This window comes from Bradyrhizobium sp. BRP56, from assembly GCF_020194035.1.
GTDB classification, from domain to species: Bacteria; Pseudomonadota; Alphaproteobacteria; order Rhizobiales; family Xanthobacteraceae; genus Bradyrhizobium; species Bradyrhizobium australafricanum.
Genome location: NZ_JADYVV010000123.1, coordinates 1 through 11,327 on the forward strand (window position 1 = coordinate 1; position 11,327 = coordinate 11,327).

11 protein-coding genes and 1 pseudogene are annotated in these 11,327 nt (G+C 64.4%); 7 read left to right on the forward strand and 5 right to left on the reverse strand.

The window, feature by feature from the left end:
- Nucleotides 1-241: 241 nt before the first annotated feature.
- Together I6F38_RS42265 and I6F38_RS42270 are read right to left on the reverse strand one after the other, a co-directional pair.
- Nucleotides 242-2,803 (reverse strand): fused MFS/spermidine synthase, encoded by a 2,562-nt coding sequence (locus I6F38_RS42265; RefSeq protein WP_225164555.1) that lies wholly within the window; start codon nt 2,801-2,803, stop codon nt 242-244.
- A 184-nt stretch (nt 2,804-2,987) separates the two neighbouring features.
- Nucleotides 2,988-3,299 carry a hypothetical protein gene (locus I6F38_RS42270; protein WP_016847487.1) on the reverse strand — a complete coding sequence of 104 codons (312 nt, stop codon included), beginning with the start codon at nt 3,297-3,299 and terminating at the stop codon, nt 2,988-2,990.
- A gap of 473 nt (nt 3,300-3,772) precedes the next feature.
- Between I6F38_RS42270 and I6F38_RS42275 the strand changes: the two genes are divergently transcribed.
- From I6F38_RS42275 to I6F38_RS42295, 5 genes are all read left to right on the forward strand, one after another.
- Nucleotides 3,773-4,075: a hypothetical protein gene (locus I6F38_RS42275; protein ID WP_225164556.1), complete on the forward strand. Its 303-nt coding sequence runs from the start codon at nt 3,773-3,775 to the stop codon at nt 4,073-4,075.
- 159 nt (nt 4,076-4,234) lie between these two features.
- Nucleotides 4,235-4,780 carry a molybdopterin-guanine dinucleotide biosynthesis protein B gene (gene mobB / locus I6F38_RS42280; RefSeq protein WP_225164557.1) on the forward strand — a complete coding sequence of 182 codons (546 nt, stop codon included), beginning with the start codon at nt 4,235-4,237 and terminating at the stop codon, nt 4,778-4,780.
- 54 nt (nt 4,781-4,834) lie between these two features.
- Nucleotides 4,835-5,104, forward strand: coding sequence for a sulfurtransferase TusA family protein (locus tag I6F38_RS42285; RefSeq protein WP_057014863.1), 270 nt, complete (start codon nt 4,835-4,837; stop codon nt 5,102-5,104).
- A 325-nt stretch (nt 5,105-5,429) separates the two neighbouring features.
- The gene (locus I6F38_RS42290; RefSeq protein WP_092085775.1) at nt 5,430-7,085 is read left to right on the forward strand and encodes an OFA family MFS transporter; all 1,656 of its coding nucleotides are present in this window, start codon (nt 5,430-5,432) and stop codon (nt 7,083-7,085) included.
- Between the two features lie 153 nt (nt 7,086-7,238).
- Complete coding sequence (locus I6F38_RS42295; protein WP_225164558.1) at nt 7,239-7,487, forward strand: hypothetical protein; 249 nt, start codon at nt 7,239-7,241, stop codon at nt 7,485-7,487.
- Between the two features lie 81 nt (nt 7,488-7,568).
- Here I6F38_RS42295 and lon read toward each other — a convergent pair whose 3' ends face one another.
- Complete coding sequence (gene lon / locus I6F38_RS42300; RefSeq protein WP_225164559.1) at nt 7,569-9,947, reverse strand: endopeptidase La; 2,379 nt, start codon at nt 9,945-9,947, stop codon at nt 7,569-7,571.
- Between the two features lie 11 nt (nt 9,948-9,958).
- Nucleotides 9,959-10,366 carry an Hsp20/alpha crystallin family protein gene (locus tag I6F38_RS42305; protein WP_028332710.1) on the reverse strand — a complete coding sequence of 136 codons (408 nt, stop codon included), beginning with the start codon at nt 10,364-10,366 and terminating at the stop codon, nt 9,959-9,961.
- Between the two features lie 263 nt (nt 10,367-10,629).
- Here I6F38_RS42305 and I6F38_RS42310 point away from each other — a divergent pair, with 263 nt between their 5' ends.
- Both I6F38_RS42310 and I6F38_RS42315 read left to right on the forward strand, forming a co-directional pair.
- Entirely contained in the window at nt 10,630-10,905 is a 276-nt protein-coding gene (locus I6F38_RS42310; RefSeq protein ID WP_225164560.1) for a hypothetical protein, read from the forward strand.
- Between the two features lies 1 nt (nt 10,906).
- A complete protein-coding gene (locus tag I6F38_RS42315) occupies nt 10,907-11,071 on the forward strand; it encodes a hypothetical protein (RefSeq protein ID WP_225164561.1) in 165 nt (54 codons plus the stop codon).
- Nucleotides 11,072-11,140: 69 nt separating this feature from the next.
- On the opposite strand, the pseudogene I6F38_RS42320 reads toward I6F38_RS42315, so the two are convergent.
- Nucleotides 11,141-11,327, reverse strand: a pseudogene (locus I6F38_RS42320) (transposase); the annotation flags it as partial.

Here is an 11,327-nt window from a genome sequence, read left to right on the forward strand (position 1 = left end):
TTCGATCGCTGTATTGCCGCTCGGATCGCGTGCGTGGTCGTGGCGCTGCCATGGAGTATCTGGCCCATAGGTCCTCCCGGAATGAAGGACCAGTTTGGCTGATTCCCCCACACTCCGGGACCAGACACCTAGTGCTTTCGCAGGGACGACAATGAGTTTGTTGCGCTAGCTGTGAGTCAGAACATCCGCATTCTCGCGACATTCAGGGACTTCCTGATGCGGTGTGCCGGAGGCACCCTGATCACTCGCTCAGCTTGCGGTCCAGGAAGTCGACATAGGAATTGTCCGGGTCCAGTTTGACGGCCAGGCGAAGCGCTGCCCGGGCGGCGGACCTGTCGCCGTCGGCCGTGGCCTTGTGCTCGTCCAGGATCGCGTTGGCCACCGTGCGCGCGGTGTTGAGACGGGCCTCGTCGATGGAACGGTCGGCAAGGTAGGCTTCCACCGGCTCGCGGAGGCGCTTCAGTTCGTCCACGCTGACCGAACCCAGCGGATACCAGTTGTAATATTCGAGACGCGGCCGATCATCCGTGAGGGTCGGCACATCCCCGACAAAGGCCGCGAGTTTTTCATCGGCGGCGATGAATGTCGCCAGGAAATCCTCGGGCGAGCCGAGGCCGTTTGCCGTCAGGTCTTCAGCCACCGCGGGCTTCGACATGCGCATGGCGAGCTCGCGCGGATCGATGTTCAACGGTTTATCGGAGGCGATCGCCACGCCTTCCATTCTGGACGGCAGCCACAGCGAGACATGCTTGAACTGGCCCATCATGGCCTTGAGTATCATCTTCGGAAGAATGCCGCGGTTGAAATCCAGCGGCACCCATTGCGCGAGAACGCCGCCGGGACGCATCTTCTGCTTTGCCAGCGCATAGAATTCCTCCGTGTAGAGGTTGATGACGCCGGCATCATGGGGCGGTGGCGGCTCGAGCGTGATGACGTCAAATGTTTCCTTGGTCCCCAGCAGGAAGTGGCGCCCGTCCGCGACGATCTGATGGACCTTGGGATTTTGATAGAATTGCTTGTTGATCGGCACGAAGTGGGGCGCGAATTCGAACACCGTCGATGCCAGATCGACCGCGTCGATGGATTGCAATTCCTCATGGGTGCTCACCGCTCCCACCGTGGTTCCGGTCCCGATGCAAATGACGACAGCCGTTTCAACCGGGCCCCGGTGCAGCAGAATGGGATAGTGCCCCATCGCGGCCATGTAGCGTCTGCCCTCGGGACGGTTGTTGGCATAGCTCTTCGAATTCACCACCAACTGCTGATAGGTGCCCGCCGCCTTCTCGCGATACTCGACCACCGCAAACGTCGCTTGCCGGGTTTCCCGCAACTCGAGCACATTGGCGCCTTCGATCGCGGTCAGGACCCGCTCCAGATAGTGCGGGGTGAAGAGCAGCAGCGCTACGGCGATGACGCTCGCGGCGATCGTCCCCTGCCGCCACAGGCTCCTTTCTCTCAGAAGATCCGGCTGCGACACGGTGGTCGCGACGAACAGCAGGACGTTCACGACAATCAGCGCGGTGAGTGCGCCCTGGCTGCCCAGATACGGGATCAGCAGAAACCCCGCCGCCAGCGAGCCCACGACGCCGCCAATCGTGTTCAAGGCGTAGAGCGTGCCGATCCTGCGGCCCAGCGCGCTCATCTGCATCACGGTCAGTTCGCTAGCCAGGGGAAAGCTGATGCCGATCAGCGTCGTCGGCAGCAACAGGGCGACAGCGCAGACCAGGAAGAATGAAACGTCACCTCCCAACAGCTCCTGCACCGGGACTGGAAGCAGGCCCGATACGATGGGAGACAGTGCCACTCCCATGGTCCGCGCCTTGCCGAGTATTCCGACGGTCAGCGTGGCCGCAACCGCGATCAGCAGCTGCGTCACGGCGAAGTATCGCAGCAATTGATCCTTGCGGGGGGCGAGTAGCCTGGCGCAGATCAGGGCACCGATCACGAGCCCCAGCAGGTAAACGCCGAGCATGCCCGAGAAGGCGTAGACGCTCGAGGTGCTGACATTGGTCAGGAATCGGAACCAGACGACCTCATAGGCGATCGATACAAAACCGGAGCACGCGAAAATCCAGATCAGGATCGACGTCCTGTCACGCGCGGTCGCGGCGGTTTGCACCGGCGCCCGTGCCGCAACCGGCAAGAGCGGAGTTGCGTCGCGCGCAACGAGCAGGGCCACAACGCCGACGCAGATGTACAGCGTTGCCGCAACCAGGCTCGATCCCGCGATGCCCCAAAGGCCCATCAGCACAAAGCCGACAACCAGGGTGCCGAGGGCGGCGCCGAGGGTATTGAACCCGTAGAGCAGACCGATGCGATTGGCGAGGTCGGTTTGTGTGTGGGTCAGGAATCTCACCAGGAAGGGCAGGGTCGCGCCCATCAACATCGTCGGTAGCGACAGGATGGCGAGCGACACGGCGACCATGAGAGGCAGCCGGAATGGCGACTCCAGATCCAGCATCGGTGACAGCCAGCCCACCCATGTCGGCCAATGCGACAGAAACGCGGTGACCGCGAGAGAAACGAGGGCGAGGGCGAGTTCGAGCAACCCGTAAATTTTCAGGGGGCGGCTGACGGTGTCGGCGATCCGGCCTCCCAGGGCGCTGCCCAGCGAGAGACCGAAGAAGAAGCTTGCCACCGTGACGCTGACGGAGACGGTCGCGCTTCCCAGCACGAATTGCAGTTGCTTGAACCAGAGAACCTGCAGGATCAGCGATGCCGCGCCCGATGCCAGAAAGATCGCCGTGACCAGAACCCGGTTTGTCAGGCTTACGGCGTCTCGAACGTCACCACGATTACGCACTGGACCGGTCTCCCGTTGAACGGGAGAACAGGTAAGGCAAATGCTCTTAATATTGCCTTATGGCGGAGCGGCGCCGCGAGGCAGCCGGATCGCGTTGAGATTGCTCGGAAAATTGCCGTTTGGCGGATGCTTGCCGGGGCCGAACGATCGCGTTGTGAGAAGGCCCGCGCGCTGCGGATCCAGCTCAGTGCCGCATTGCCGTCTCCACGAACTCCAGCACGGAGCGCGGGACCTCTTCGTATTCGACGAAACGGCGCCGAAGCTCGTCGGCAATGTCGGTCGTGACGTCGCGCGACCATCCTTCGTTGGTATTGAAGGCCACGATGCGGACCGGACGGCTGTACTGGTCATCCAGCAGGCGCCGGATCAGCGTTTTCCGGTCAGTGCCTTCTTCGTCGGTTTCGCTCCAGGCACGGCCCAGTCGGCCAAAATCGTTCAGCACCAGATAGGTGTCATGATCGATTGAATGCGGCACAATCGAAGGCGAGCGAGGCATACATAGTCCTCCATGCTGCACATTATCGTGTTCCGATCGCCCTGCGTATCGGAAATTTCGAGGTAAATCCGCTGGATAGCGGGATCGCGCGTGACGTGAGCGGGGGCTGCAACATGCATTGGAGCAAACCGTCCCGTCGCTGGTTATCTCTTGTCACCGACATGGGCCCTGTTGTGGATGTCGGTGGTTGAGCGACCGATGGGGCTCCCACCCGCTCGAGGAGCGGAGCGATGTTAAGAAGGCTTCGTTTTAGAAATACAACGCTGGAAGAAGTGCTGGCAGTCGATACGCAGCGGCCGCGGAAGAGGCTGCGGATGCGTGACCAGCCCCCGAGAGAGAGCCGATCGGCAAGGCTGGCCAAGCCGGGGCGGCCGGTCAGTCAACGAACCGACTGACCCTGCGGGATAGCGAGCCGAGCCCGACTTGCGCGGCGGCCCGTGAACGGGTTCGCCGATTGCGGCGACCAATCGATCATGGCATTCGACACCGTCAATTTTCGCAAGATTGCCGCGCTCGTCGCGGCGGCCGGCACCTTGTTCTGGCTCTACACCTTCTACGTCATCGCCCATGTGCCGCCTGGCGACGGCACCGGCTTCCAGTGGCTGGCGGTGTTTCCGCTCGGCATGGTGTTCGGCCTGTTCTTCCTGCCGGCCTGGCTGCTCGTCGCCATCGGCCGATTGCCGAGATTCACCGCGGCGCTTGGGGTCTGTGGCCTGATCGCGTTCGCGGTGCTGTGGGCGCAGCTGCTGCAGGAGTTTCCGAGGGCAGTCCTCTAGCGAGCCAGCCCATCCTCATCCGCCGGCGAGCCTGGCATGACATTGCTCCAAGGCTGATATAAGCAGCGTTGGGCGCAAGTCGCGGCCTTCCGCCGTCACGGCTGGTCCCGGCCATCCATGTCGGGCGGAACCGCGGGCGTGGATACCCTAACGATTGGCATGTCTTCGGAGACGCGTATGAAAGTGATTGGCCTCGCGGGCTGGAGCGGTGCCGGCAAGACCACCCTGCTGTCGCGGGTGATCCCCTGCCTGCTGGGCCGCGGCCTGCGCGTTTCCGTGATCAAGCACGCCCACCATGAATTCGATGTCGACGTGCCCGGCAAGGACTCCTGGGTGCACCGGCAGTCCGGTGCAACCGAGGTGCTGGTGTCCTCGACGCGGCGCTGGGCGCTGATGCACGAGCTGCGCGGCGCCGATGAGCCGCGGCTGCCGGAGCTGCTCGCCAAGATGGCGCAAGTCGATCTGGTCGTGGTCGAAGGCTTCAAGCGCGAGCCGATCAACAAGATCGAGGTGTACCGCGCCGCCAACGGCAAGCCGCTGCTGTTTCCCGACGACCCGCGCGTGGTCGGGATTGCCAGCGATGTCGCCGTTGCAACCACGCTGCCGGTCGCGCATCTCGACGACATCGAGGACGTTGCCGAATTGATGCTGCGCGCCGCGATCCCCGTCGACGACGTGCTCGCGTCGGCTCCGGCCGAAGGCTGACGTGGACGAGGAGGCGGCGTTGACGATGCAGGACGGCTTCGCCATGGTCGAACCATGACAACGACGAAGCTCGATCTCACCGGCCTGAAATGCCCGCTGCCGGCGCTGAAGACGCGCAAGGCCCTCCGGAGCGTGACGGCGGGAGATTTCCTCGAGGTGCACTGCACCGATCCGCTTTCGGTGATCGATATCCCGGCCCTGATCCAGGAGACCGGTGACAAGGTCGAGATCACCGAACGAAGCGACGCCCGGATCGTTTTCTTGATCGAGAAGATCAATGGAGCGATAGGCAATTCGAATGCTGCGTTGCCGCGTACGCGCTAGATGCAGCTTGATATCTACCTTTTGCCTATCGACACCTATTTTCCATTCTGCGCGAATTGATAATGTCCGCCGGGTTGTGGTGATGGCGTTGTGCTCGAGTGTGGGCGCATCGACGGACAACGACTGGGCCCGTGCCCAGATCACGGGCTGCACGGCCGGGCATATCCGGTCGTATTGGGGGTTAGCATTTCCGGAATGTGCGTGGTTGGTCCCGGCGCATTGAGGAAATGTGCGGCGCAGCCGGCTGACGCTGGCCGCAATGGGCTGAGACGGGATCGAAGACGCAGATGCGCCTGTCGTAATGGCGGCTGCAGGGGAGGTGTCAATGACCACAGTGAGCAGCGCCGGACGCGTATCCGCGACAGGCGCAGGTTTCCTCGACAAGGAACATACAATCGCGACCGCCGGCTTCAACCGCTGGCTGGTGCCGCCGGCCGCGCTCTGCATCCATCTGTGCATCGGCATGGCTTACGGCTTCTCGGTGTTCTGGCTGCCGCTGTCGCGCGCGATCGGCCTGACTGCGCCGAAGGCGTGCCCCGACATCTCGCTGGTGCAGGAGCTGTTCACCACCACCTGCGACTGGAAGGTCGCGAGCCTCGGGTGGATGTACACGCTGTTCTTCGTGCTGCTCGGCGTCTCCGCCGCGATCTGGGGCGGCTGGCTCGAGAAGGTCGGTCCGCGCAAGGCCGGCTTCGTCGCGGCGCTGTGCTGGGCCGGCGGTCTCGTGATCGGCGCGCTCGGCGTCTACACGCACCAGCTCTGGCTGATGTGGCTCGGCTCCGGCGTGATCGGCGGCGTCGGCCTCGGCCTCGGCTACATCTCGCCGGTGTCGACGCTGGTGAAATGGTTCCCCGACCGGCGCGGCATGGCGACCGGCATGGCGATCATGGGCTTCGGCGGCGGCGCGATGATCGGCGCCCCGCTTGCCGACAGGCTGATGAACTACTTCAAGACCCCGACCTCGGTCGGCGTCTGGGAGACCTTCCTCGCCATGGGCGCGATCTACTTCGTGTTCATGATGATCGGCGCGTTCCGCTATCGCATTCCGCCGGCCGGCTGGCAGCCCGAGGGCTGGACGCCGCCGACGAAGGCCAACGCGATGATCTCGAGCAAGCACGTCCATCTCGACAACGCGCACAAGACGCCGCAATTCTGGCTGATCTGGTGGGTGCTCTGCCTGAACGTGTCGGCGGGTATCGGCGTGATCGGCATGGCCTCGCCGATGCTGCAGGAGATCTTCGCGGGCAAGCTGATCGGCCTGCCCAATGTCGGCTTCAACCAGCTCGATGCCGGACAGAAGGCGCAGATCGCGGCGATCGCGGCCGGCTTTGCCGGATTGCTGTCGCTGTTCAACATCGGCGGCCGCTTCTTCTGGGCGTCGCTGTCGGACAAGATCGGCCGCAAGAACACCTACTACACGTTCTTCATCCTTGGCATCGCGCTCTACGCGCTGGCGCCGACCTTCGCCGCGATGGGATCGAAGCTGTTGTTCGTGCTCGGCTTCGGCATCATCCTGTCGATGTATGGCGGCGGCTTCGCCACCGTGCCGGCCTATCTCGCCGACATGTTCGGCACCCAGTTCGTCGGCGCCATCCACGGACGTCTGCTGACGGCATGGTCGACCGCCGGCATCATCGGTCCTGTCGTGGTGAACTACATCCGCGAGTTCCAGCTTGCCGCCGGCGTGCCGCGCGACCAGCTCTACAACACCACGATGTACATCCTGTGCGCCATGCTGATCGCGGGCCTGATCTGCAACTACCTGATCAAGCCGGTCGATTCGAAATGGCATATGAGCGACGCCGAGGTCGCCAAGCTGCAGGATGCGAGCGCCAGCGCCGCGGCGGCCGGACCGCACGGTTCCTACGGGATCGGGTTCGGCGGGCTCGATGCCAAGGCGGCGCTGTTCTGGCTGTTCGTCGGCATTCCGCTGGCGTGGGGCGTCTACATGACGCTGCTCAGCGCGGTCAAAATCCTCTGATCGCAGTTCAGGCCGCGCGCGGACCATCTGGTATCTCGCGCGCGGCCTGAGGCGTTTTCGAGCGAAGTGGATGCCGGTTCGCGTGAAGAAGACGCGTCAAACAAGAAGCTCTACGCCGTTCAATTCAACAGATAATCAAGGGACATTTCAGTCATGTTTCGTACCGCAAGCTGTCTTGTGGCCGCCCTGCTTCTCGCCGGCTCGCTGCACACCGCGTCAGCCCAGACCACCGAGGCCAAGCCGTCGAAGGTCAAGCTCACCATGCAGAAGCTGAAGGACATGAAGGCGAGGTGGAAGGCCAACAAGCCAAAGCTGAAGGCTTGCCGCGCCGAGGTGAAGTCGAAGGGCCTGACCGGCGACGACCGCTGGTTCTACATCGAAGAATGCATGGGCAAGAGCTGAGCGCCACCGCTCCGCTATCTGTAACGCAAGAGGGCGTGACAGCGATCACTGTCACGCCCTCTTGTTGCGTTTGAGACGCGATCACTCCGCGGCGGCGGGCGTCGTCTTGGCGGCCTCCAGCGCTGCTGCGATCGCTTCGTCGACCCGTTCGAGCCAGATGAACTCCAGCTTGGCGCGGGCGCCGGCGGGGATGTCGTCGAAGTCGCGTTTGTTGCGCGCCGGCAGCATCACCCGGGTCAGGCCGGCGGCTGCGGCCGCGACCACCTTCTCCTTGATGCCGCCGACCGGCAGCACGAGGCCGCGCAGCGAGATCTCGCCGGTCATCGCGGTGTCGCTGCGCACCGTGCGGTCGGTCAACAGCGAGGTGAGGGCGGTGAACATCGCAACGCCCGCGCTCGGACCGTCCTTCGGCGTAGCACCAGCGGGAACGTGGACGTGGATGTCGCTCTTCTCGAACACGCCGGGGTCGATGCCGAGCTGGGACACCCGGCTCTTCACCAGGGTCAGCGCGGCCTGCACGCTCTCGCGCATCACCTCGCCGAGCTGGCCGGTGAGGATCAGTGCACCGCGGCCCGGCGTGCGCGACGCCTCGATGAACAGGATGTCGCCGCCGACCGGGGTCCAGGCCAGGCCGGTGGCAACGCCCGGGATGCTGGTGCGCATCGCGATCTCGTTCTCGAACCTCGGCTGGCCGAGCAGCGAGACGATGTCCTTAGGCGCGATGGTGACGTGGCTGGTGCTGCCTTCGGCGATCTGCACCGCGACGTTGCGCAGCACCTTGCCGATCTCGCGCTCCAGGTTGCGCACGCCGGCCTCGCGGGTGTAACTGCGGATGATCAGCCGCAGCGCATCCGCATCGATCTCGACCTGCTCGGCCTTGATCCCGTTGGCCTCGAGCTGGCGGCGGACCAGATAGCGCTTGGCGATCTCGAGCTTCTCGTCCTCGGTGTAGCCGGCAAGGCTGATCAGCTCCATGCGGTCGAGCAGCGGGCCGGGGACGCCATCGAGCATGTTGGCGGTGGCGATGAACACGACGCGCGAGAGGTCGAACGGCACGCCGAGATAATTGTCGCGGAAGGTGCTGTTCTGCTCGGGGTCGAGCACTTCGAGCATCGCGGCCGACGGATCGCCCTGGATGCCGCGGCCCATCTTGTCGATCTCGTCCAGCATCATCACGCAATTGCGCGCGCCGGCCTTCTTGATCGCCTGGATGATGTTGCCGGGCAGCGCCCCGATGTAGGTGCGGCGATGGCCGCGGATCTCGGCCTCGTCATGCACGCCGCCGAGCGAGACGCGGACGAACGGCCGCGCCATCGCGCGCGCGATCGATTGGCCGAGTGACGTCTTGCCGACGCCGGGCGGCCCGAGGAAGCACAGGATCGGCGCCTTGCCGCCGGGCGCGAGCTTGCGCACCGCGAGATATTCGATGATGCGGCTCTTGATCTTCTCGAGGCCATAATGGTCTTGGTCGAGGATCTTGCGCGCCTCCGCGATGTCGATCGGCTTCTCCTCCGGAATGCTCCAGGGCAGATCGATCAGCCAGTCGAGATAGCTGCGCACCATGCCGGATTCGGCCGCGGCCTCCGGCATCCGCTCGTAGCGGCGCAGTTCCTTCTGCGCCTGGCTTTCGGCCTCCGGCGGCATCTTGGCCTCCACGATCGCCTTGGTCAGCTCGGTGACTTCCGCAGCCTTGCCGTCGCCTTCGCCGAGCTGGCGCTGGATCGTCGCCATCTGCTCGCGCAGGATCGCCTCGCGCTGCCGCTCGTCGAACACGGCCTTGGTCTTCTGCCCGATCTCCTGGCTCAGCCGCAGCACCTCGATGCGCTCGGCGAGGTGACGCGACACCTTGTCCATCCGCGCCACGAGATCGATGGTTTCCAGGATGTCCTGCTTCTCCGACGGCTTGATGTCCATGTAGGACGTCGCAAGGTCGGCAAGGGTTGCCGGCGAGGTGGTGCCCTGCAGCGCGGCGATCAGCTCCTGCGGCACTTGCGGCAGCAATTGCGCGGCCTCCAGCGCCTGGCGCTGCAGATTGAGGAAGCGCGCCTCGATCTCGGGCGAGGTGGTGGTCGGCTCCGGGATTTGCAGCACGCGGGCCGCGAGGAACGGCGTGCCCGGCAGATAGTCGAGCACGCGCATACGCTGCACGCCCTGGCAGACCAAGTGATGAGTGTCGTCGGCGCCGGTGATGTAGCGCACGATATTGGCTGTTGTGCCGACGCGGTAAAGCCCGTCGGGGCCGGGATCGTTGGTTTCGGCATCACGCTGCAGCAGGATGCCGATCGGCCGCTGCTCGCGTACCGCCTGCTGGGCCGCGGCAATCGAGGTCGCGCGGGCGATCGTGATCGGAATGATGACATCCGGAAACAGCACGGTGTTGCGCACCGGGACGATGATCAGCGCGTCGCTCGGGATCGGCGTCGAAGTCGATGCTGGGCTTGAAACGTCTGAGGCAGCCATGTCGAAATCCTTTAGCTCGACTTTCCGAGCCGCAGGCCGACGCAACCATGCGCGGCAAAGCGGCTGATGGTGTAGCGGCCGGTCGGCAGCGCGATGCGGCGCTCGAACCGGCCCTGCGGCAGTTCGAGGCGCAGGATGCGGGCGTTGCGGAGTTCAGGGGGCAGGGTGCGGCGGCCGGAGATCACCAGCGTGCCGCCGTCGAGCGCGGCCTCGACCTCGTCGGGATCGACCCCCGGCAACGCGACCAGGATCAGGATTTCATCCTCGGTCTCGATCACGTCGGTCGGCGGTTCCCAGCTCGGCTCGGTGCTTCCCGCGCGCGGGTGCAAATTGAGGAAGCTCTGGTGCAACCGTTCGGCGCGGGCGAGCGCCTCGATCGCATCCGACAGCATCCAGTTGATCTGATCCTTGGGCCGCATGGGCACTCTCCACGTCGCATTGGGAGGCAAGGTTACCGGTCTTGCCGCCGACCGTAAACCTGCCCCTCGCGCCGCTGATCGAGGGTAAAATTGTCCGAAATCTCGCGATTTGCGGCATGACCGCGATGCACGGACCGCGGCCGGACGCTTATGCCGCGGCTATGTGACAGGGCCGCGGCTGCTCTCGAATTCCTACGGCCTTCCCCGCATCTTTTGCCGTGATGCGGCGCGCTCGCGCGCGCCGCCAAACGGGAAGGTGGCACATGACCTTGCTCCATTACCACGATGCCCGGCCGCACGGTTCGGCCGGCGCCATGCCCTTGATGCTGCGGCGAACCGTCAGGCGGATCGGCCTCGTCTTCAGGACTGTTCACCGCGCGATCGCCGCCGCCAAGATTCATCGGCTCCGCAATGAGCTGCTGCTGCATCGCGGCCACGAGGATTGGGCGCGGACCAACCTCAACGTCGGCATGCTCGGCGGCGACGCCGAGAGATATCCACGGGCGCCGGTCGTGCTCGGCGAGAAATGGGACTACTGAGATGCGCACAGTTTCGTTCATCGCTGCCCTGCCGCGCCGCGCCGCTGAAGGGCTGCTCGCATTCCTCGCCCGGATCGGCGAGGAGCCGATCAGCGGCTACCGGCCCGAGGCGCATTACATGCGCGGTCCGGGACCTGCGTGGCGGGCCAAGCATCGCGGGCGTTAGAACGAGATGACTTTACTCGGAATCGGCGACGGACTCCGCTTCACCTCGCCCCGCGTGCGGCTCTCCGATTCACACATTTTGGAGTCTCAGGGTCGAGCCGTATTTGATGCGCTGGAAGTCGTCGAGGCCCCGGCGCATGGTTTTTGGGCCGGGTTTGTCATAGTAACCGGTCCAGCCGCCAAGACGAGCGATGACCCATGCGGCGAAGGCGAGCGATCCCTTTGAATGCGGGTTCTGTTGGCGCGCGGTTTTGCCT